This window comes from Rhizobium sp. SL86 (assembly GCF_026672545.1).
In the GTDB taxonomy this organism is placed as follows: domain Bacteria; phylum Pseudomonadota; class Alphaproteobacteria; order Rhizobiales; family Rhizobiaceae; genus Neorhizobium.
Window position 1 is genome coordinate 483,176 of the sequence record NZ_JAPPRJ010000009.1, and the last position, 22,342, is coordinate 505,517.

Genomic DNA, 22,342 nt, shown 5'->3' on the forward strand with positions numbered 1-22,342 from the left:
CCGACATGCAGGAGCACCCCCTCATCGAGTTTCGCAAGGTCTCCCGTTATTACGGGCGCGGCGAAGCGACGATCCGCGCGCTCGATCAGGTGGATCTCTCCATTTCCGCCGGCCAGTTCGTTTCGATCATGGGGCCGTCCGGGTCGGGCAAATCGACTGCCATGAACATTCTCGGCTGTCTCGACGTGCCCTCCTCCGGCGACTACCTGTTCCAGGGTGTCCCGACCAGTGGCTTCGACCGGCAGCAACTGACGCTGCTGCGCCGCCATATGCTGGGTTTTGTCTTCCAGGGGTTCAACCTGCTGGCCCGCACATCCGCCGTGGAAAACGTCGAACTACCGCTCGTCTATCGCGGCATGGAAGGCCGCGAACGCCGGACGCTGGCACTGGCCGCACTCGAGCAGGTCGGGCTCAAGGGGCGTGAAAACCACACGACACAGGAACTTTCCGGCGGCCAGCAGCAGCGCGTTGCGATTGCACGCGCCATCGTCACCAGCCCTGCGGTGCTGCTTGCCGACGAACCGACCGGCAATCTCGATACGAAGACGAGCGTCGAGATCATGGAGCTCATCACCCGGCTGAACCGCGACCAGGGAATTACCGTGATCATGGTCACGCATGAGGAAGACATCGCCGCTTATGCCGAGCGGCAGCTGCGTTTCGTCGACGGCAGGCTTGCCTCCGACAGCGCCGCCGGACAGGAGCCTGCCCATGCTGTTTGAAACCATCCGGCTGGCCTGGCGGGCAATCAGCCGCAACCTGCTGCGTTCCTTCCTGACCGTGCTCGGCGTCGTCATCGGCGTTGCCGCCGTGATCGCCATGGTGACGGTAGGCAATGGCACGACCGCGCAGGTGCGCCAGGAACTGTCACGGCTCGGCACCAACACGCTCTTCGTGCGTCCCGGCCAATGGGGTCCCGGGCGCGCCAGTACCGAGGCCAAACGGTTCAGCGATTCGGACGTGGAGGCCATCCGTGACCAAGTAACGGGTCTGAGGGCCGTGGCCCCGATCAACCGTACGACCGCCACCGTGATTGCCGGCGGCCAGAACCGCTCGACCAGCATCATCGGCACGACCAATGACTATCTGGTGGCGCAGGACTGGCCGCTGGCGCTCGGCCGCGAATTCCTGCCCTCCGAGGAACGCGGCACCGCTGCCTGCATCGTCGGCCAGACGGTGCGCCGCGAACTGTTCGGTTCGGCCGATCCCGTGGGCCTGATGATCCGTGTCGGCAATGTCGCCTGCCCGATCATCGGCGTGCTGACCACCAAGGGCCAGTCCGGCATGGGCGACGATCAGGATGATACCGTGCTGATGCCGCTCAAGCTGCACCAGCGGCGCCTCGGCGGCACGACCACGATTTCCACCATTACGCTCTCGGCGGAAGACGGGGTGTCGACATCCAAGGTGCAGGCCGATGTGGAAAGCCTGCTGCGGGAACGCCGACGCATCGCCATCGGCAAGGACGACGATTTTTCCGTTAACGACATGACCCAGATCGCCTCCGCCATGACCGGCACCACGACGCTGCTGACCGGCCTTCTGGGTGCGGTCGCCGCCGTCAGCCTGCTGGTCGGCGGCATCGGCATCATGAACATCATGCTGGTCTCGGTCACGGAACGCACCCGCGAGATCGGCATCCGCCTGGCGATCGGCGCCCTGGAAGGCCAGGTCCTCACCCAGTTCCTGGTGGAGGCCGTGATGCTCTCCGTCTTCGGTGGCGTCACCGGCATCCTGACCGGCCTCGGCCTGGCCTATGGCGTCGTCAGCCTGCTCAACGTGCCCTTCGTGGTGAGCCCGACGATCATCGCCATCGCTTTTGCCTTTTCCGCCCTGATCGGCGTCGTCTTCGGTTATTTCCCGGCCCGCCGTGCAGCCCAGTTGAACCCAATCGAAGCCCTGCGGCACGAGTGATCGAGGAGCCTGATATATCAGATCCCAACCGATCTGGATTTGTACCGGGTCTCGATCTGATATATCAGAAAAGGATGGAGATTTTCGACACGCCACCGTCGTCCAATTCGCTTGCCCGTCAGGCTTATCGTGCGCTCGAGCAGATGATCGTCACTCTGCGGATCGCGCCCGGCGCGCTGGTGACGGAAAAACAGCTGATCGACCTGTCGGGCCACGGCCGCACGCCGGTGCGAGAGGCAATCCAGAAACTTGAATGGCAGGGGCTGATCACGGTCAGGCCGCGTATCGGCCTTCAGATCAGCGAAATCGTCGCGTCCGACCACCGGGAGATTCTGGCGGTCAGGCGCCGCCTGGAGCCCTATGCGGCCTCATTGGTCGCAAGTCACGCTGACGAGCGCCAACGGGAGCGCCTGATCGATTGTGCGCGCGAGATGGGAGCCGCCGCCGCGATGGCGGACATGCAGGCTTTCCTCGCCGCCGACAAACGTTTTGATGACCTCGTGGAGGAAGCCTGCCCGAACCGCTTCCTGACCGGCTCGCTTGCCGCCCTGCAGACCCATTCGCGGCGCCTCTGGTTCGCGACTGCCACCATCGAGGCGATGGACCGCTCGGTCAGCCTGCATGTCAGCGTCATCCGCGCCATCCAGAAACGCGACACAACGGAAGCTGCCGCTGCGACCGAACGGCTGCTCGATTATCTGTCTGAAAAATTGTGACGGAGGGGACGACGGAGCGCCGCTGTCCTCAGGCCGGCGTCGCCTCGCCTGCCCGTTCGCGCGCCAAAGCCGCCAGATCCGCCGGTTTCAGCTCGACCGATTCGCCGCAGCCGCAGGCCGATGTCTGGTTCGGGTTGATGAAGGTGAAACCCGACCGCATCTTCGTCACCTCGAAATCCATTTGCGTGCCGAGGAGGTAAAGAACCGCCGACGGCTCGATCCAGACCTTCGCACCTGCGTGTTCGATCAGATCGTCCTTGGCATTCGGTTCGGTCACCAGATCGACCGTGTATTCCATGCCGGCGCATCCGCCCTTCTTGATGCCGACGCGAATGCCCTTCGCATCGGGGCCGGATTTTTCGACGATCGCCTTCACGCGGTTCGCGGCGGCATCGGTCATGGTCATCACTGCAAAGCCCATGGGCTCATTCTCCTTCACGCCATCCGGGTTCAAGGCCCGGCGGTTTCTCTTGTCAATGTAGGCGCAAGGCGGCGCTCGATCAATAACCCCGCGTCAGCGCCCCCTGGAGGCACTGTGACGCTCAAACTCCACCTCAATGCGACGACACGTCTTCGGTCAGTTCGAGACGAAAGGGATGCGCGCGCCATGATGCGGATTCCGCGTGCATGCGGAAAAACACGAACGCATCGGCCGGTTCAATACCAGCCGACGGCCACCTGCGCCTCTTCCGACATGCGCTCCGGCGTCCACGGCGGATCAAACGTCATCTCGACCTCGACACCGGACACGCCCTCGACCGCACTGACGGCATTTTCCACCCAGCCCGGCATTTCGCCGGCGACCGGGCAGCCGGGCGCGGTCAGCGTCATGACGATCTTCACCATGCGGTCGTCCTCGATGTCGATCTTGTAGACGAGACCGAGTTCGAAAATATCCGCCGGGATTTCCGGATCATAGACGGTCTTCAACGCCGCAACGATGTCATCGGACAGGCGGGCGAGTTCGTCCGCCGGGATCGGCGAGTTGATGATGCCTTCGCGGGCATCCCACTTCGGAATGGTTTCTTCGGTCGACATGTGTCTGTCCTCAGGCAAAGAAGTTGCGCGCATAATCCAGCGCATCGGCCAGCGCGTCCACTTCGGCGCGCGTGTTATACATCGCAAAGGATGCCCGGCAAGTGGAGGTCACACCGAACCGTTTCAAGAGCGGCATGGCACAATGGGTCCCGGCACGCACCGCAACGCCCTTGCGGTCGATCACCATCGACACGTCATGGGCATGGATACCGGCGAGTTCGAAGGAGAAGATCGCCCCCTTGCCCGGCGCATTGCCGATGATGCGCAGCGAATTGATCGCCGTCAGCCGTTCGGTCGCATAGGCCGTCAGATCCGCCTCGTGCGCGGCAATCGCGTCGCGTCCGATCTTCTCCATGTAGTCCAGCGCAAACCCAAGCCCGATCGCCTGCACGATCGGTGGCGTGCCGGCCTCGAACCGGTGCGGCGGATCATTATAGGTGACGAACTCCTGGTCGACGTCGATGATCATCTCGCCGCCGCCCTGGAATGGCCGCATCTCGTAGAGCCGCTCCTTCTTGCCGTAAAGCACGCCGATGCCGGAGGGGCCGTAAAGCTTGTGGCCGGTCATCACGTACCAGTCGCAGCCGAGATCCTGCACGTCGACCGGCATGTGCACGGCGCCCTGGCTGCCGTCGACCAGCACCGGAATGCCGCGCTCATGGGCGATGCGGCAGACGTCCTTGATCGGCACGACCGTTCCGAGCGCATTCGACATATGCGTCATGGCGATCAGCCGTGTCTTGTCCGTCAGGCATTTTTCGAAATCTTCGAGATGGAAGGCGCCCTCGTCATCCACCGGCACCCAGACCAGCTTGACGCCTTGTCGTTCGCGGAAAAAGTGCCAGGGCACGATGTTGGAATGGTGCTCCATGATCGTCAGAACGATCTCGTCACCTTCCTTCAGATGCGGCATGGCCCAGCCATAAGCGACCGTATTGATCGCCTCGGTCGAATTTTTGGTGAAGACGATATCGTCGATGGACGGCGCATTGAGGAAACGGCGCACCTTTTCGCGTGCCGCTTCATAGGCTTCGGTGGCGGCATTCGACAGGTAATGCAGGCCGCGATGCACATTGGCATATTCATGCGAATAGGCATGCGAAATCGCGTCGATCACGCTCTGCGGCTTCTGCGCGGAGGCGCCATTGTCCAGGTAGACGAGCGGCTTGCCGTGCACCATCGTGGTGAGGATCGGAAAGTCGCGACGGATCGCTTCGACATCATAGGTCATGGATGGCCATCCCGTAAATTCGGCGGCACGCTCTGCCTGCCGGGAGAATGCCGGCGGCGACTGAACGTCCCGCCGGCATCGTATCAGGCATGTTTTTCCAGCCAGCGGCTGACGATCGCTTCGAGTGCCTCGACGAGCGCCTCGTCCTCCAGCTCCTCGACGATCTCCGCCACGAAGGCGTTGACCAGCATGGCGCGTGCCTTGTTGCGCGGAATGCCGCGGGCCATCAGGTAATAAAGATGGTTGTCGTCGATATCGGCGACCGTCGCACCGTGACCGCACTGCACGTCATCGGCAAAGATCTCGAGCTCCGGCTTGGCGGCGAACTCGGCATCGTCCGACATCAGAAGCGTGTTGCAGGCCATACGCGCATCGGTCTTCTGGGCGTCGAGGGCAACCTTGATCATGCCCTGGAACACGCCGCGGGCGCGATCGAACACCACGTTGCGGAAGATTTCCGTCGAAGTGGTGTTCGGCACATTGTGACCCAGCACCAGCGTCACATCGGTATGTGTATCGCCGCCGAGCAGATTGACGCCTCGCAGCTGCAGGTCAGAGCCCTCGCCCGCCACGTCAATGCGCAGCTCCTGACGCACCAGCTTGCCGCCGGCATTGATGACGAAGAGACGCAGCTTGGCATCTGCCCCCACGCGAATGCGCACTTGGCCGAGATGGGTATCGGACGCACCCTGCTCCTGCAGCACGATCCAGGTTACCTCGGCACCATCCTCCAGCGAAATGTCGCTGACGGTGGAGACAAGTGCCTGGCCCTCGGTGCTCGCCATATGGCGTTCGATCACGGTTGCCTTGGAGCGCGCACCGAAGCTGACCGGGAAGCGCGTATGGACCTGGCCCGCACCGTGCAGCGCCTGGATCTCGATCGGCTGCTCGATCTCGGCGCCTTCCGGGAATTCCAGTACATAACCGTCGCGCACGAAACTGCCATTGATCTTGCCGATCGTATCATCGCGGTCGATGACGGAAAGGCCGGGCGCCGCGGTGCCCTCACGCAACATGTCCGCAAAGGAACCGAGGACAATGCCGTCGACGGCGGCCCTGGAATCGCTTCTGCCATCCCGCATCACGATCACGGAAGCCGCCTCGACGAGCGCCGCGGGTGCGGCGAACGTCGATGCAGGCTGCGCTGCCGGAACGGCGCGCAGCAACGTCTTCAGGTCCGTGTAATGCCAGGCTTCCACCCGGCGCGTCGGAAGACCATTGGTCTTCAGATCCTCCAGCAACCGATCGCGTGCACTAATCACGGCACCATTGCCCGGCAGGTCGCCGACCTGCTGGTTATAGGCCTCGATCAGCGCAGATTCCGCGGCAGTCAGCCGGCTTGTCGTCTGCATGTTCATGCCAATAATCCTTTCGCCACTGCCCTCAGGCCGCTTCGCCGATGATGTCGGCGTAGCCGTTGGCTTCCAGTTCGAGCGCCAAACTCTTGTCGCCCGTGCGGATGATCTGGCCCTTGTAGAGAACGTGGACCGTGTCCGGCACGATGTAGTCGAGCAGGCGCTGGTAGTGGGTGATGACGATCACGGCACGATCCGGCGACTTCAGCGCATTGACGCCATCGGCGACGATCTTGAGCGCGTCGATGTCGAGGCCGGAATCGGTTTCGTCAAGAACGCACAGCTTAGGCTCCAGCAGTGCCATCTGCAGAATCTCGGCGCGCTTCTTCTCGCCACCGGAGAAACCAACGTTCAGCGGGCGCTTCAGCATGTCCGGATTGATCTTCAGTTCGGCGGCGGCTTCCTTGACGCGGCGCATGAAGTCCGGCGTTGTCAGTTCCGCCTCGCCGCGCGCCTTGCGCTGCTCGTTCATCGCCACCTTCAGGAACTGCATGGTGGCAACGCCCGGAATTTCGACCGGATATTGGAAGGCGAGGAAGATGCCCTTTGCAGCACGCTCGGCCGGGTCGAGTTCCAGGATGTTCTCGCCGTTGTAAAGGATCTCGCCCTCGGTGACTTCGTAGTCTTCGCGGCCGGAGAGAATGTAGGAAAGCGTCGACTTGCCCGAGCCGTTCGGCCCCATGATGGCGGCCACTTCACCGGCCTTCACGGTCAGGTTCAGACCGCGAATGATCTCGGTGCCGTCTTCGGCGATGCGGGCGTGCAGGTTCTTGATTTCAAGCATCTTCATGTTCCTGTTCATAGGGCGGTTCAAAGCCGCCTGTCTTCGTCTGCGCCATCCCGGCGCCCAATTCGTCATCCTCGAGCTTGTCCCGAGGATCCATAAATTCGCGTTCTCTGCGCAAGCCTCAAGCCGTGGATCCTCGGGTCAAGCCCGAGGATGACAACACCTGACGGTCAGCCAACCGATCCTTCCAGCGAAATCCCGATCAGCTTCTGCGCTTCCACGGCGAATTCCATCGGCAGTTCCTGGATGACTTCCTTGACGAAGCCGTTGACGATCAGCGCAATCGCCGCCTCTTCCGGAATACCGCGCTGCAGGCAATAGAACAGCTGGTCTTCGGAGATCTTCGAGGTGGTCGCCTCATGCTCGAACTGCGCCGACGAGTTTTTCGCCTCGATATAGGGCACCGTATGCGCACCGCAGCGGTCGCCGATCAAAAGCGAATCGCACTGCGTGAAGTTGCGGGCATTGGTCGCCTTGCGATGCGCAGACACCTGGCCGCGATAGGTGTTCTGCGAGACGCCAGCGGCAATGCCCTTCGAGATGATGCGGCTCGACGTGTTCTTGCCGAGATGGATCATCTTCGTGCCGCTGTCGATCTGCTGGTGACCGTTCGACACGGCGATCGAGTAGAACTCGCCGCGGCTGTCGTCACCACGCAGGATGCAGCTCGGATATTTCCAGGTGATCGCCGAACCGGTTTCCACCTGAGTCCAGGAGATTTTGGAACGATCGCCACGGCAATCGCCACGCTTGGTGACGAAGTTGTAGATGCCGCCCTTGCCCTGCTTGTCGCCCGGGTACCAGTTCTGCACGGTCGAATACTTGATCTCGGCATCGTCCAACGCGACGAGCTCGACGACGGCCGCATGCAGCTGGTTCTCGTCGCGCTGCGGCGCCGTGCAGCCTTCGAGATAGGACACATAGGCGCCCTCGTCGGCGATGATTAGCGTGCGCTCGAACTGGCCGGTGTTCTTTTCGTTGATGCGGAAATAGGTCGACAGTTCCATCGGGCAACGAACGCCCTTGGGCACATAGACGAAGGAGCCGTCCGTGAAGACCGCCGAGTTCAGCGTCGCGTAATAATTGTCGGTCGTCGGCACCACGGAGCCGAGATATTTCTTCACCAGATCCGGGTATTCGCGGATGGCCTCCGAGATCGACATGAAGATCACGCCGGCCTTGGCGAGTTCCTTCTTGAAGGTCGTCACGACGGAGACACTGTCGAACACGGCATCGACGGCAACGCGCGGCTTGTCGACGCCGGCCAGGATCTCCTGTTCCTTCAGCGGAATACCGAGCTTTTCATAGACCTTCAGCAGTTCCGGATCGACCTCGTCCAGCGACTTCGGACCAGACGTCGTCTTCGGCGCCGCGTAATAATAGATGTCGTTGAAATCGATCTTCGGGTAGTCGACGCGCGCCCAGCTGGGCTCTTCCATTGAAAGCCAGCGGCGATAGGCGTCAAGACGCCATTCGAGCATCCAGTCCGGCTCCTGCTTCTTGGCGGAAATGAAGCGGATGATCTCTTCCGACAGCCCCTTCGGAGCCTTGTCGACTTCGATCTCGGTTTCGAAACCGTATTTGTACTGGTCGACATCGATCTGGCGAACCTGATCGATGGTTTCCTGCACGGCAGCCATGGTCATTCTCCAATCTTGCCGGAATCAAGGGTCCGGCAGCTTGTCAGTTCTTGGCGGGATCCGCCTTCATGTAGGCGCCAGAAGGCGGTTTTCCCACCTTTTGGCAAGCAGATTTTTGCGTTTCCGCAATTAAGGTAACGCTTATGCCGCCCTGCCGGCGCCAGTGCGCCGGGCGGCAATTTTTGTGAATGCGGCCAGCGCCGCATCGATGTCATCGTCCGTTGTTTCCGCTCCCAGCGAGATACGCAGCGCGCCCATGTCCGGATCGCAGCCCATGGCCGCCAACACATGGCTTTGCCCCACCTTGCCGGACGAGCAGGCCGAACCGGCCGACAACGCAACGCCTTCGAGATCGAACGCGATCTGCCCGGTCTCCGACTTCAAACCCGGCAGGGTGAAGAAGGTCGTATTGGCAACCCGCGCCACATCCGATCCGTGAACGACGACGTCCGCCGCCGCGTCTCGCATTCCCTTCTCCAGGCGCGCCCGCAAGGCACCGATCCGTTGATTGCGGGCATCAAGGTCTTGAGCGGCGACCTCTGCCGCAGCTCCGAAACCGACAATGCCCGGAAAATTCTCCGTGCCCGAGCGATGTCCCTTTTCCTGGCCACCGCCGTGGATCAGCGGGCGCGGCATCATCACCTCGCCGCGCGAGACAAGCGCGCCGACACCCTTCGGACCACCGATCTTATGCGAGGACAGGATCAGGAAGTCCGCGTCCAGCACGGTCATATCGACAGCAATACGCCCCACCGCCTGCACCGCATCGACCACCAGCAGTCCACCCTTGGCATGCACGATCTTCGCCGCCTCTGCGACCGGCTGGATGACGCCGGTCTCGTTGTTGACCAGCATGAGCGCCACCATCGGCAGTCCGGTTGCGCCATCGTGGGCATCCAGAAGCGCGGCCAGAGCGCCAAGATCAAGGATACCTTGCGCCGTCACCGGCACGTCCACCACATCGGCCTTGGCGAATCGCCCGCCTTCGCGGATGGCGGGATGTTCGATTGCCGAGACATAAAGCCGGCTGACGGCAAGCGGCGCGCGGCCCATGCGGTAGTCCGGGGTCAGCACGAGATTGGCGGCTTCGGTCGCGCCACTGGTAAAGGTTACATGCTGCGGATCGGCACCAACGAGAGCGGCCACCTGCCGACGCGCCCGGTCGATGCCGGCACGCGCGGCACGTCCTTCGCCATGCACGGAGGAGGCATTGCCGGGCAGCTCATAGGCCTCCATCATGGCGCGCCTTGCCGCATCACCAAGTGGCGCGGTCGCGTTCCAGTCCAGATATGCCCGTCTTCTTGCCATTGTCCGCCACGGTTCCAGGTCTAGATCAGCGGCAGCGACGCATTTCCCTTGAAATTTTCGTCGTGCATGCCGTATGAGACGACCAACTGGGCGGCCTTACCGCCTCAAGTTTCGAATGGTTCTAAACTGTTTCTAGAAAAGGTGACCGGCTTCGTCAAGTCAAAGCCGTCATGAAACGGTTGGAAACGTCAAAAAGCTGACCGGAGTCACGATGCCCGAAGTCATTTTCAACGGCCCCGCAGGCCGTCTCGAAGGCCGCTACCAGCCGTCGAAGGAAAAAAACGCACCGATCGCCCTCATCCTGCACCCGCACCCGCAGTTCGGCGGCACGATGAACAACCAGATCGTCTACCAGCTTTTCTACATGTTCCAGAAGCGCGGTTTTACGACGCTCCGCTTCAATTTCCGCGGTATCGGCCGCAGCCAGGGCGAATTCGACCATGGCGCTGGTGAGCTGTCGGATGCGGCGTCCGCCCTCGACTGGGTGCAGAGCCTGCATCCCGATTCGAAAAGCTGCTGGGTGGCCGGTTATTCCTTCGGCGCCTGGATCGGCATGCAGCTTCTGATGCGCCGTCCGGAAATCGAAGGTTTCCTGTCGATCGCGCCGCAGCCGAACATCTATGACTTCTCCTTCCTCGCCCCCTGCCCCTCCTCCGGCCTGATCATCAACGGCGATTCGGACAAGGTGGCACCGGAGAAGGACGTCAACACGCTCGTCGAGAAGCTGAAGACGCAGAAGGGTATTCTCATTACCCACCGCACGGTCGAAGGGGCGAACCACTTCTTCAACGGTCAGGTGGAGCAGTTGATGGGCGAATGCGAGGATTATCTCGACCGTCGCCTGAACGGCGAACTCGTGCCGGAACCTGCCGCCAAGCGCATTCGCTGATCCGGTTCAAATCGCATCTGGAAAACGGTCCTTCGGGGCCGTTTTTTTGTTTCTGCTGCGTCAGAGTACGACCAGCGAGACACCGCTGCGTTCCCGGTGGCTGCGCACGCAGTTACGCCCGGAGGCCTTGGCATCGTAGAGCGCGCCATCGGCATTACGGATCGCCGCCGAAAGCTCCACGGCATTGTGGAATGTCGCGACACCGAAACTCGCCGTCATGCGAAAACCGTGCGGCATGTTCGGCATTGCCTGTACGGCGAAGGATCCCCGCACCGCCTGTGCAAACATCAGCGCCGCATCCATCGGCACCCCGGGCAGCATCACGCAGAATTCCTCGCCGCCCAGCCGGCCGATGACGGCAGTGTCCGGCGCGCTCGCCTGCAGCAACTGGGCAAAGGCGCGGATGACGCAGTCTCCGGCATAATGGCCATAGGTGTCGTTGACCTTCTTGAAGTGGTCGAGATCACACAGCACGACGGCATGCGGACCACGGATACGCCTCAGTGCCAGATCGCAATGATTGTCGAAACCGCGCCGGTTCAGCACTTCCGACAGCGCATCCACCTCGGAATTGCTGCGTTCCTCGGCCATGATTTCCAGCACAAAGACAGAGAGCAGCATCAGGCCGATGATCACGACGAAGACGCCGGTCATGCTCTGCGAGACGAGTGCATAATAGGAATGCACATAATCCGCCGCCGTTCGCCCCGCCCCCACCAGCACGGCCGTCACCGCCTTCAAGAGGAACTGAAGGCCTGCCGCAAGAAGAAGCACGGCCATGGCGCGGTCAATGGCCGTGCGACGGGAGGAGCGCAGAACCGCCGCGGCGCTGAAGAAGACCGCCAGCGCAAACGGCGTCTGGTAGGTGAGCGAATGCACCCAGGTACCGCGCGGCAGGTCGTAGATGGCAAGATCAAGCCCGATCGACACACAAAAGAGCGAGATCAGAAGTCCGGGGCGCGCCGGTACGCCGTAGAGGCGCCCGATCCCGACCCTGATCAGCAGCAATCCGGCCAGCACCGTCGCAAAGGCGGCAACGGCAAACAGCTTCACCCAGTCGGTATGGGCCACAAGCAGTTCGGAAATCGTCGAGAAGGAGGCAACGGCATAAGCCGCGGCAATCCATTGGGCGGCAATGCGCGACCGGCTGCGGGTGGAAACGATCAGGAAGACGACCGCAAACGACAGACCGATCAGGAAGTTCGTCACCAGGAAAAAGTCGGCTCCGTTCACCCCGGCCTCCCCATATGCGCATCGATGTTGAATCAGTCACCGTCGATCGTAGCGCTCCGAAAAGAAGGAAGCGTTAACGTTTGACGGCCTCGTCACGGCGCGACACCGCGTCCAACCGAAGGGCGCGCGCCTTAACCCACACTTTTGGGGTGATTCCACTGAAAAACAGTGTTAGAGGCCGGCCTCACACAGTTCAGCCAACACCTGCCAGAGATTGATTATGTCCAGGTTCAAGTCCGATTTTCTCCGCACGCTCGACGAACGCGGTTTCATCCACCAGGTCTCCGACGAGACTGGCCTGGATGACCTGCTGACCAAGGAAACCGTGACGGCCTATATCGGTTACGATCCGACGGCCTCCAGCCTGCATGTCGGCCACCTGACACAGATCATGATGCTGCACTGGTTCCAGGCGACCGGCCACCGGCCGATTTCGCTGATGGGTGGCGGCACCGGCATGGTGGGCGACCCATCCTTCAAGGAAGAGGCCCGCAAGCTGATGACGGTCGACATGATCGAGGAGAACATCTCCTCGATCAAACGCGTCTTCGCCAACTACCTGAACTACGAAGCCGGCCCGAAGGGCGGCGCGCTGATGATCAACAATGCCGAATGGCTGCGCCCGCTGAACTACCTCGAGTTCCTGCGTGATGTCGGCCGCCATTTCTCGGTCAACCGCATGCTCTCCTTCGACAGCGTCAAGACGCGCCTCGACCGGGAGCAGTCGCTGTCCTTCCTGGAATTCAACTATATGATCCTCCAGGCCTATGACTTCGTCGAGCTGGCCAAGCGGTATGAATGCCGTCTGCAGATGGGCGGCTCCGACCAATGGGGCAACATTGTCAACGGCATCGATCTCGGCCACCGGATGGGCACAGAGCAGCTTTACGCGCTGACATCGCCGCTTCTCACCACCGCCTCCGGTGCCAAGATGGGCAAGTCGGCCTCGGGCGCTGTCTGGCTGAACGCCGAACTGATGCCGGTCTATGATTTCTGGCAGTACTGGCGCAACACCGAGGATGCCGACGTCGAGCGCTTCATGAAGCTGTTCACGACGTTGCCGATGGACGAGATCGCAAGGCTCGCTGCCCTCGGCGGCTCCGAGATCAACGAAGCCAAGAAGATCCTGGCAACGGAGATCACCGCGATCCTTCACGGACGCGAAGCGGCCGAAGGGGCTGCGGAAACGGCGCGCAAGACCTTCGAAGAGGGGGCCCTCTCGCAGAACCTCCCCTCCGTCGATGTTCCGACGACCGAACTGGATGCCGGGATCGGCCTTCTCGCGCTGATGGTCCGCGCCGGCCTTGCCGCATCGAACGGCGAAGCACGCCGGCACGTCCAGGGCGGCGCAGTGCGCATCAACGATCAGCCGGTGTCGGACGAACGCCAGTCGATCGGCAGCGCCGAGGTGACGGCAGACGGCGTCATCAAGCTGTCGCTCGGCAAGAAGAAACACATCCTCGTCCGTCCGGCCTGAAGCCAGACGGTTCTCACGGGATGAACGGAAGGCCTCGCCGACAAGGGCGGGGCTTTTTTATTGGAACTCGAAGATCTGCCGGAACACGCCGGGCGCGATGATGGACAGCGGATTGATCGCCAGTTTCGGCTGGTCGAACGGACCGGTCAGTTTGAAGGTGATGCCGAGCAGACCGCGGTCGCGTCCGTTGCCCAGGATCGATCCGATGATCGGCAATTCGGCAAACAGCCGGTTCAGCCCGTAGGCGGGCATGAAGGTCCCGGTCATGTCCATGTTGCCGGCCGCGTCGCGCAACATCCCCTGGAAGGTCGCGCCGATCTGCTCTCCCCGTACAACACCATTTTCCAGCGACAGCGCCCCGCGCCTGTAGACCACCCGGGCGAAACCGCGCTGGAACTTCGCGGAGCTGACGTCGATATCGCGTTTGACGGCAGCATTCAGGCTGCGTCCGTCTTCGCCGACCGGCGTCGAAACGATCGATTGCAGGCGGCTTTCGTTGACGAGCGAAAAACCGCGCAGGTCGATGTAACCACTCCAGTCACCGGCCTCTTCATTGGTGAGGCGGATGTTCAAAAGGCCGCCCCGCATATGGTCGTAGAGATTGGCGAACCGGGCGACCGCCCCGGCATCACCGCTGGTGAGCGTGATCGTACCGGCACTGTCACCACCGAGCGTCTTGCCGACGATCGCCTGCCCGCTCGCTGTCACCGCCGCGAGTTCAATGGATTTCATGTCACCGTTGCTCACGGCACCGCTGAAGTTGACGGAGCGCAGCACTTCGTCGTTGAAACCGATCACCCGGTCGAGCTTCGCCTTGATGCGGGCGCTGCCGTCGTCATCCTCGCTCGGCCCACTGCCTTGCGATTTCATCTTGGTGAGGATCAGCCGCAGATCGGCCGAACTGCCGGAAACGGCAATGTCGTAACTGGACTTTGACCGCTGCAGCGACAGCGCAAAATCATCGCCGCTGGAAAGCTGCACGCGTGAGAACTCGGCCGCCTGCAGTCCTTGTTTGTTCAACGACAATTTTCCGGCAACGCCGAAACCATCGCCGCTGACATTCAGCTTGCTGATGTCGGTCACGCCGTCCTTGGCGCGCACTTCCAGTTCGGCCTTTGCCGGCACGCCCGGCCCCTTCTGCCAGCCGACCCACGGCGCCGAGAGGGTTGCGCGCGTCAGATCAAGCTGCACCGACTGGCGCTCCGCATCCAGGCGCGACATTTCCACGTCCACCGGGCCGTTGACCACGTCGCCAAGCCCCGGCGCCAGCTGATCCCGCTGCTGATTGTTGAGCGTTGCCTTGACGTTGAGTTCGCGCCCGACCGTGGATGCCGAACCGATCGGCTCGACGAGCCGGACATCCGCCGGCACATCATCGATAGCAGCCTTCGCATGCAGCCGCGCGGCCTTCTGGTCGATATCGAGCCTGCCCGTCACATCCATGATCTTGCGGCCCTCGATCGGCGCCGCCAGATCGACATCCTTGAGGTCGATCCCCGCCGTGAAGACCGGTGCCGGCGGATTCTGGTCGCGGATGAGGCCGAAACGCGCGGTGACATCGGCTGTCGCATCACCGGAAAAATCCGCCGCCTTGAAGGGCGTGTCTTTTAATCCATTGATGGGCGGGAAACTGGCCAGTTCCGCCAAAGCATCCGCATTCCCGGACAATCGCAGGCTGAGATCCGCCATCAACGGTTTGGTGTAGGTGGAGGCAATCGTGAACGCGCCCCCCTCGGCCGTGATACTGCGCCCCGAACCGAAATAGGAACGGGCGCTTTTGATGTCGACCTTCAGCCGCTCACCCTTGAGGTCGAAATGGCCGCTCAGGTCACGCACCGGCGGCATGCCGTTCGTGATGTTCAGCCGGTTGTCGGCAATGTCGAAACTGATGAGCAGTTCGTCATCGTTGAGCTCCAGCGGAATACCCGGCCCCTTCATCTTGCCTGCCGGAATGAAGACGGAGATCGACCCGTTCGTCACGGTGCCGCCAAACATGTTGGCCGTCACCCAGTCGCGCGGCTTGCGCGCCATCCAGAACGGCCAGAGCTGCTTGACGGCGGCCACATCCATGCGCGGCAACTGGCCGCCGAAACTGATTTCCGGCGAGACATTGCCGAGCAGGCGCAGTTTCAGCGATGCCGCCATCTGTCCCATCGGGCTCGAGACGAACATGTCGTCGAATTCCAGCACCCGCTCGCCAGAGAGATACCGTCCATTGGCCTTCAAGTCGAAGAAGACCGGCGCATCGGCACCGGAGGCACCCTGCGCGCGTGCGCCGCTCACCAGAAGGTCAAGCCCGAAACCGGGTCTTGTCTCGTTGGCATTGATGCGGTCGAGATCCACCACCGCGCCGCTCAGCGGCAGGACGGTCGGTCCGAACCGAAGTTCGGACGGCAGGATCTCGATCGAATGCTTGGCAAAGTCATAGGCCACCCGCACCTCGGCGCCCGTCAGGTCCTGGGCGATACCGTCGAAATAAAACACGCTCGGTGCATGGTCGATCTGCGCGCGAATGGCGGGTTCGGTTTCCACCGTATCGCGGGAAGCGGAGAGGTTCAGCGTCACCGCCCCCTGCAGCCCCTCGCGCGGTGTCCCGTCCGCCGTTCGCTGCAGCAGGAACGGCGTCAGATCGAGACCGGATACCTTGGCCTCCAGCGAACGGGTCACACCGTTGACCGACGAGGCATTGACGACAAGTCCGGCCGGCCGGCCATCGAGTTCGACGGTCCCCGTCAGAACCACCTGCCGGCTTTCCGACATCGAAAACACCAGGTCGTCCACCACCAGCGTCGAGACATTGCCCTCACGGTCCGGCGGAAACTGGATATGGATCCCTGAAATATTGATCGAACCGGTGCCGGTGCGCTCGATGACGCCGCGTGCCTCATCCAGCCGCTGGAAGGCCTGTTCGAGCCAGGCCGGCAGCCTGTCGATGCGCATCTGGGCGAGATCCATCGGATCGCCGGCCGGCAGGAGCGCCGTGTCGAGGTTGATGTTTTCCGCCTCGATGTGGCGAATGGACACCTGACCGCGCAACAGGGCCAGGGGATCGATCGCAAGGCGCAGCGCACCGGTGCGCGTCAGGTGCGCGCCGGTCGCCACCTCGGTAATGTCCACATCGCGCGCCTCGATGGCGATCCGCATGTCCGAATCAAAGCGCAGGGCCGTCGATCCGACCGTCGCCTGGTAACGCGGGCCGATCGCGCCGCTAAGGGCCGATTGGGCCCGCGCCTGCAGCGTGCTGTCGATCGTTCCTGTTTCGATGGCAATGAAGATGCTGGCGCAGGCGAGCAGCACCAGAAAAACGAAGAGTGTGAGGTAGCGCAAAACACCGCTCGCCCGCGAACGGGGCGGCGGACAATGGACGATCAACGGATCATGCGCCTGGGCCGACGGCAGACTGTGCAGATCAATAACGTCCTTGCGGCGGAAAATGACCTTTTCCCCTCTGATTTCCGCCATTTGCCTCTGTTTCCGAAACGATGCGCGCACGCGGGTGATCTGGACCCGTCAGGTGCCAGTATATAACATTCGACACAATCCTCTCCCAAGATGCTGGCGAAAGAAAGGAAAACCATGTCTGAAATCACAATCGGCACGCCCGCGCCCGATTTTTCCCTGCCGCGCGACGGTGGCGGCACCGTGTCGCTGTCGGATTTCGCAGGCAAACCCGTGGTGGTCTATTTCTATCCGAAGGACGACACCAGCGGCTGCACGACGGAGGCCATCGACTTCACGAGCCTGGCCGATGCCTTTGCCGCGGCTGGCGCCACGGTGATCGGCATCTCGCCTGATTCGGTTGCCAAGCACGACAAGTTCATCAAGAAGCACGAGCTGAAGGTGGTGCTCCTTGCCGACGAGGAACAGCTGGCCGCCAACGCCTATGGCGTCTGGAAGGAAAAGAGCATGTACGGCAAGAAGTACATGGGCATCGAGCGCTCGACCTTCCTGATCGGCGCCGACGGCAAGGTTGCGCAGGTCTGGCCGAAGGTGAAGGTGGCCGGTCACGCCGAAGAGGTACTTGAAGCCGTCAAGGCGCTGTGACAAGGACGGGGGCATGACCCATGCTCCCGCATCCTCAACCCTCAAGATTGCCTCGTTGCGTGGCGGCACGATCGAGGCGATCGCCTCTGCCGATCTCGACCGCAAGACCGCGCTGGCACAGGAAACGGCCACCCGCTGGTTCGAGCGCCGCCTGTCCCTGCGCTCGCCGCTCGACCCGCCGCTGCCGGATCGTCCGGGCCGGCCGGAGAAACCCGAACTGGTTCCGCCGAAACTCGTCGAGAAACGCTCGCTGCACACCGTCAAGGGACGCATCGCGCTGCTGCATGCAATTGCCCATATCGAGCTCAACGCCGTCGATCTGGCGCTCGACATCGTCGCCCGTTACGCATTGGAACCCGTGCCACATTCCTTCTTCGACGGCTGGATGCAGGTCGCCTTCGAGGAGGCGAAACATTTCCGTATGGTGCGCGAGCGGCTGCGCCAGCTTGGCGCCGATTATGGTGACATGCCCGCGCATGACGGGCTGTGGCAGGCCGCACACGCGACCCGCAACGACCTGACGGCCCGGCTTGCCGTCGTGCCCCTCATCCTCGAAGCACGCGGCCTCGACGTCACGCCGGCACTGCAGGAGAAGATGCGCGAGACCGGCGATATCGAGACTGCAGATGTCCTGAACGTCATCTACACCGACGAAAAGGGGCATGTGGCGATCGGCGCCAAATGGTTCCGTTTCCTCTGCGCCCGGGAAAAGCGGGATCCGGCCGCCACCTTTCAGCAACTGGTGCGCGCCAATTTCCGCGGCGCGCTGAAGCCGCCCTTCAACGACCTCGCCCGCGCCGAAGCCGGCCTGACCCCCTCCTTTTATCGCGCGCTTACCTCCACCAGCAACGGCTGAAACCGCCACAATTAACCGCCCATTAACCTTAACATTGTGTAGTCAGTTTTAGTGGTGACCGGGCGGCGGAACAGGTGCGGGAGAGACAGGTGGCAGGCACAGGCGATCATCGCGTGTTTGGCAAACGCACAACCCAGCATGTGCTGATCCTGGCCTCCGGCGACCGCTTGCGTCACATGGTCATTCGTCCGTGGATGACGGCCACGGCGATCTGCTTCATCGCCCTCTTCACCATAGGTTATCTCGCCGCCACCACTTATCTCGTCCTGAGGGACGATCTGATTGCCGCATCGATGGCGCGTCAGGCACGAATCCAGCATGATTACGAAGACCGCATTTCGGCGCTGCGTGCCCAACTCGACCGAATCACCTCCCGCCAGTTGCTCGATCAACAGGTGGTCGAACAGAAGGTCGAAAAACTGCTCGAACAGCAGAATGCGCTTTTCTCCCGGCACGGCAAGCTCGGCAACCTGATGGAACGCGCAGAAGAACAGGGGCTGACGGTGGATAGCCCGCAGCCCGTCAACGCATTCCAGCCTGTGCCGAAGGAAAAACAGGCAGGGCTGGCCGGCGGCCTGAAGGCCATCGACCGTCTGTTGGCGACCGACCCGCACGCCGCCGCACGATCCTCGGCCTCCGCTTTTGCGCCGGCGGGAGAAAGTGTGGCCGACCGCGCCGACCGGGTCTTTTCCAAGGTGACACTGTCTCTGAAGGCGATCGAGCAGGAACAGTTCGCCCGCATCCACGAGCTTACGGCCAATGCCGACCGCAAGGCCGACGCCATGGCGTCCATCATGCGCCGCACCGGTGTTGCCCTTCCCGCAGAGGATGCCGACAACGGCGCGAATGGCGGCAAGAGCAAGAACGGCCTCGGCGGCCCCTTCGTCGAGCCGATCGGGGTCAATGCCTTCGACGCTTCGCTCGACCGGCTGGATACGGCACTCAACCGTCTGGACACGGTGCGCCAGACCGCCAAGGAACTGCCCTTTGCCAATCCGGCGCCGGGCCGCGACATCACGAGCCCGTTCGGCAACCGCATCGATCCTTTCCTCGGCCGCCTCGCTTTGCATGCGGGCATCGACTTCGAGGCCGATGTTGGCACGGCGGTGCGCGCGACAGGCAGCGGCAAGGTGATCTCTGCCGGATATTCGGGCGGTTACGGCAATATGGTCGAGATCGACCACGGCCAGGGCATCACCACCCGCTTCGGCCATCTGTCCAGCATTCTCGTTTCGGTCGGTGATCAGGTCGAGGCCGGCGCCGTCATCGGCCGGGCTGGCTCCACCGGGCGCTCCACCGGCCCTCACATCCATTACGAGGTGCGCCGCAACGGCGATGCCATCGACCCGATGCGGTTCCTCAATGCCGGGCTGAAACTCACCACCTACATGTAAAACTTTATTCTTACTTGGCTGTTGACCATGCGCAGGCGAAATTCACCATTCACGCCTCTTCACGGCTGCTTTTCTTGACTTTGCCGGCTATTGCGCTTATGTCGCGCCCATCGTCGGACGAAATGTAGATCCGATTCACGGTGTTCTTCTCCGGAACCTAACGGAAATAGTTTTCTCTTTGACCACATTTGCTGATCTTGGCTTGAGCCAGAAAGTCCTTTCCGCTGTAACCGACGCGGGCTATTCGACGCCCACGCCGATCCAGGCTGGCGCGATTCCGCCCGCCCTCCAGCGCCGCGATATTTGCGGCATCGCACAGACGGGGACCGGCAAGACGGCCTCTTTCGTGCTTCCGATGCTGACCCTGCTCGAAAAGGGTCGTGCCCGGGCACGCATGCCCCGCACGCTCATTCTGGAACCGACGCGCGAACTCGCAGCGCAGGTTGCGGAAAACTTCGAAAAATACGGCAAGAACCACAAGCTGAACGTCGCTCTTCTGATCGGTGGCGTCTCGTTCGAAGACCAGGACCGCAAGCTGGAGCGCGGTGCCGATGTGCTGATCTGCACGCCCGGTCGCCTGCTTGACCATTGCGAACGCGGCAAGCTGCTGATGACGGGCGTCGAAATTCTCGTCATCGACGAGGCCGACCGCATGCTCGACATGGGTTTCATCCCGGATATCGAGCGGATCGCCAAGATGATCCCGTTCACCCGCCAGACGCTGTTTTTCTCGGCCACCATGCCGCCGGAAATCCAGAAGCTGGCCGACCGCTTCCTGCAGAACCCGGAGCGGGTGGAAGTGGCACCGCCGTCGTCCACCGCAAAGACCGTGACACAGCGGCTCGTTGCCGCGCACAACAAGGATTATGAGAAGCGCGCCGTGTTGCGCGATCTCATCCGTGCGCAGGACGACCTGAAGAACGCCATCATCTTCTGCAATCGCAAGAAGGATGTCGCCGACCTGTTCCGCTCGCTGGAACGCCACGGCTTCTCCGTCGGTGCGCTGCATGGCGACATGGACCAGCGCTCGCGCTCCAACATGCTCGCCGGTTTCAAGGACAACCAGATCACGCTGCTCGTCGCCTCCGACGTTGCCGCCCGTGGCCTTGATATCCCCGATGTCAGCCATGTCTTCAATTTCGACGTGCCGATCCATGCGGAAGACTATGTCCACCGCATCGGCCGTACCGGTCGCGCTGGACGTTCCGGTCGCGCCTTTACCCTGGTGACCAAGTCCGACGCCAAATATCTCGACGCGATCGAAAAGCTGATCGGCGAAAAGATCGAATGGGCGAACTGCGACCTGTCCGCCCTGCCGGCTCCGATGGAGAGCCAGGACAGCGGCCGTGCGCGCGGCAAAGGCCGTGAGCGCGACAAGGACAGAGACAGAGACAGAGACAGAGACAGAGATCGTGGCCGCGGCAAGCGTGGTCACAAAGCAGACATCCGCGTGGAGCAAGATGCGGATGACGTCGCAGAGATCACACCCCGGGAAACAAGGACGGACAGCGTGGCAGCAGAACCTCAGAAGGCGGAACATCGCAAGCAGCAGCATGGCGGCCGCAATCCGGGACGCCCCTATCCGGCCAACGACGACCATCAGCGCCGTCGCCGCCGTGACGACGATGACGGCCCGACACCGGTCGGTTTTGGCGACGATATCCCGGCATTCATGCTGATCGTTGCCAACGCCAAGGGCTGAGCCCGGCGATGGGCCTGCCCGGCATTGATTTTCCGGGCTTCGGCACGGGTCTCGTGATCCGGCGAAGCGATGGGAAAATCCTGCTCTACAAGCGGATGAAAGCACCGGAAGCCGGCCACTGGAACATCGTGGGCGGCAAGGTCGATCATATGGAGCATTCCGCCGACGCGGCGCGTCGCGAGGCGGAAGAGGAGACCGGCCTGTCGATCGGGCCGGTGACATTTCTCGGCGTCTGCGAGCAACGCATCGAGGCTGACCGCCAGCACTGGATCTCGATGCTTTACCTCACCGAGGAATTCAGCGGCGAACCGGCTCTGACGGAGCCGGACAAGCTCTCCGAATTCGGCTGGTTCGCAACCGACGCCCTGCCCTCCCCACTCTCCGTTTTTACCCAGGAAGCCATCCGGCTTCTGGAAAGATCGTGAGCCGGATCAGCTTTTGGCGTTCCGCAGTCCCGCCTCGAAGGCAAGCCGGCTCCAGCGCGCCATGATGTCAGGGTCGTCCAACGCTTCATCGGGGATCGTCCAGTAGGGCATCAGCACCGGCTTGCCGGATTTCCCCTCATAGGACCACTGCCGGGCACCCGCTTCGGCAAACAACGGCGCCGTCTCGGCATCCGCCTTCAGCATGATCTCGTCATAAAGTTCCAGCGCGAAGATCACCCCCTGGTGGTAAATGCCCTTGCCGCCGAACATACGGCGGTTGCTGATCGTCCCAAGGCTCTCGAACATTTCTTCGATGGCGGCATTGTCCATCAC

General features: G+C 62.1%; 19 protein-coding genes and 2 pseudogenes. 10 read left to right on the plus strand and 11 right to left on the minus strand.

Annotation, left to right across the window (positions count from 1 at the left end; all coding sequences use genetic code 11):
- The first annotated feature begins 5 nt into the window (after nt 1-5).
- The 3 genes from OU993_RS25610 (at nt 6) to OU993_RS25620 (ending at nt 2,630) form a co-directional block, all read left to right on the plus strand.
- The gene (locus tag OU993_RS25610) at nt 6-722 is read left to right on the plus strand and encodes an ABC transporter ATP-binding protein (protein WP_268161742.1); all 717 of its coding nucleotides are present in this window, start codon (nt 6-8) and stop codon (nt 720-722) included.
- Nucleotides 712-1,914 (plus strand): ABC transporter permease, encoded by a 1,203-nt coding sequence (locus tag OU993_RS25615; RefSeq protein ID WP_268161743.1) that lies wholly within the window; start codon nt 712-714, stop codon nt 1,912-1,914. Before OU993_RS25610 ends, OU993_RS25615 begins: the two co-directional genes overlap by 11 nt.
- A 74-nt stretch (nt 1,915-1,988) precedes the next feature.
- The gene (locus OU993_RS25620; RefSeq protein WP_268161744.1) at nt 1,989-2,630 is read left to right on the plus strand and encodes a GntR family transcriptional regulator; all 642 of its coding nucleotides are present in this window, start codon (nt 1,989-1,991) and stop codon (nt 2,628-2,630) included.
- A gap of 28 nt (nt 2,631-2,658) precedes the next feature.
- Here OU993_RS25620 and sufA read toward each other — a convergent pair whose 3' ends face one another.
- From sufA to OU993_RS25655, 8 genes and pseudogenes are all read right to left on the minus strand, one after another.
- Entirely contained in the window at nt 2,659-3,051 is a 393-nt protein-coding gene (sufA, locus tag OU993_RS25625; RefSeq protein ID WP_268161745.1) for a Fe-S cluster assembly scaffold SufA, read from the minus strand.
- Between the two features lie 236 nt (nt 3,052-3,287).
- Nucleotides 3,288-3,668 (minus strand): SUF system Fe-S cluster assembly protein, encoded by a 381-nt coding sequence (locus OU993_RS25630; protein WP_165219402.1) that lies wholly within the window; start codon nt 3,666-3,668, stop codon nt 3,288-3,290.
- Between the two features lie 10 nt (nt 3,669-3,678).
- Nucleotides 3,679-4,899: a cysteine desulfurase gene (locus OU993_RS25635; protein ID WP_268161746.1), complete on the minus strand. Its 1,221-nt coding sequence runs from the start codon at nt 4,897-4,899 to the stop codon at nt 3,679-3,681.
- An 83-nt stretch (nt 4,900-4,982) separates the two neighbouring features.
- A pseudogene (sufD, locus tag OU993_RS25640) lies at nt 4,983-5,933 on the minus strand (Fe-S cluster assembly protein SufD); the annotation flags it as partial.
- Nucleotides 5,934-6,046: 113 nt separating this feature from the next.
- Nucleotides 6,047-6,257: pseudogene (locus tag OU993_RS28970) on the minus strand (Fe-S cluster assembly protein SufD); the annotation flags it as partial.
- A 25-nt stretch (nt 6,258-6,282) separates the two neighbouring features.
- Entirely contained in the window at nt 6,283-7,038 is a 756-nt protein-coding gene (sufC, locus tag OU993_RS25645; RefSeq protein ID WP_268162533.1) for a Fe-S cluster assembly ATPase SufC, read from the minus strand.
- A 173-nt stretch (nt 7,039-7,211) separates the two neighbouring features.
- Nucleotides 7,212-8,681 carry a Fe-S cluster assembly protein SufB gene (gene sufB / locus OU993_RS25650; protein WP_268161748.1) on the minus strand — a complete coding sequence of 490 codons (1,470 nt, stop codon included), beginning with the start codon at nt 8,679-8,681 and terminating at the stop codon, nt 7,212-7,214.
- A gap of 141 nt (nt 8,682-8,822) precedes the next feature.
- Nucleotides 8,823-9,989 carry a cysteine desulfurase family protein gene (locus tag OU993_RS25655; RefSeq protein WP_268161749.1) on the minus strand — a complete coding sequence of 389 codons (1,167 nt, stop codon included), beginning with the start codon at nt 9,987-9,989 and terminating at the stop codon, nt 8,823-8,825.
- 211 nt (nt 9,990-10,200) lie between these two features.
- Between OU993_RS25655 and OU993_RS25660 the strand changes: the two genes are divergently transcribed.
- The gene (locus tag OU993_RS25660; RefSeq protein ID WP_268161750.1) at nt 10,201-10,878 is read left to right on the plus strand and encodes an alpha/beta hydrolase; all 678 of its coding nucleotides are present in this window, start codon (nt 10,201-10,203) and stop codon (nt 10,876-10,878) included.
- Nucleotides 10,879-10,938: 60 nt separating this feature from the next.
- Here OU993_RS25660 and OU993_RS25665 read toward each other — a convergent pair whose 3' ends face one another.
- Entirely contained in the window at nt 10,939-12,111 is a 1,173-nt protein-coding gene (locus OU993_RS25665; protein ID WP_268161751.1) for a GGDEF domain-containing protein, read from the minus strand.
- Nucleotides 12,112-12,331: 220 nt separating this feature from the next.
- On the opposite strand from OU993_RS25665, the gene tyrS reads away from it, so the two are divergent.
- The gene (gene tyrS, locus OU993_RS25670; protein WP_268161752.1) at nt 12,332-13,588 is read left to right on the plus strand and encodes a tyrosine--tRNA ligase; all 1,257 of its coding nucleotides are present in this window, start codon (nt 12,332-12,334) and stop codon (nt 13,586-13,588) included.
- 57 nt (nt 13,589-13,645) lie between these two features.
- Here tyrS and OU993_RS25675 read toward each other — a convergent pair whose 3' ends face one another.
- On the minus strand, nt 13,646-17,050 hold the full coding sequence (locus OU993_RS25675; RefSeq protein ID WP_268161753.1) for a YhdP family protein: 3,405 nt from the start codon (nt 17,048-17,050) through the stop codon (nt 13,646-13,648).
- A 114-nt stretch (nt 17,051-17,164) separates the two neighbouring features.
- On the opposite strand from OU993_RS25675, the gene bcp reads away from it, so the two are divergent.
- The 5 genes from bcp (at nt 17,165) to OU993_RS25700 (ending at nt 22,009) form a co-directional block, all read left to right on the plus strand.
- On the plus strand, nt 17,165-17,632 hold the full coding sequence (gene bcp, locus OU993_RS25680) for a thioredoxin-dependent thiol peroxidase (RefSeq protein WP_268161754.1): 468 nt from the start codon (nt 17,165-17,167) through the stop codon (nt 17,630-17,632).
- 13 nt (nt 17,633-17,645) lie between these two features.
- Complete coding sequence (locus tag OU993_RS25685) at nt 17,646-18,488, plus strand: ferritin-like domain-containing protein (protein ID WP_268161755.1); 843 nt, start codon at nt 17,646-17,648, stop codon at nt 18,486-18,488.
- Nucleotides 18,489-18,577: 89 nt separating this feature from the next.
- The gene (locus OU993_RS25690; RefSeq protein ID WP_268161756.1) at nt 18,578-19,882 is read left to right on the plus strand and encodes a M23 family metallopeptidase; all 1,305 of its coding nucleotides are present in this window, start codon (nt 18,578-18,580) and stop codon (nt 19,880-19,882) included.
- 178 nt (nt 19,883-20,060) lie between these two features.
- Nucleotides 20,061-21,584, plus strand: a complete 1,524-nt coding sequence (locus tag OU993_RS25695) for a DEAD/DEAH box helicase (RefSeq protein ID WP_268161757.1) — start codon at nt 20,061-20,063, stop codon at nt 21,582-21,584.
- An 8-nt stretch (nt 21,585-21,592) separates the two neighbouring features.
- Entirely contained in the window at nt 21,593-22,009 is a 417-nt protein-coding gene (locus OU993_RS25700) for an NUDIX domain-containing protein (protein WP_268161758.1), read from the plus strand.
- Nucleotides 22,010-22,015: 6 nt separating this feature from the next.
- Here OU993_RS25700 and OU993_RS25705 read toward each other — a convergent pair whose 3' ends face one another.
- Nucleotides 22,016-22,339: a TfoX/Sxy family protein gene (locus OU993_RS25705; protein ID WP_268161759.1), complete on the minus strand. Its 324-nt coding sequence runs from the start codon at nt 22,337-22,339 to the stop codon at nt 22,016-22,018.
- Nucleotides 22,340-22,342: the final 3 nt, after the last annotated feature.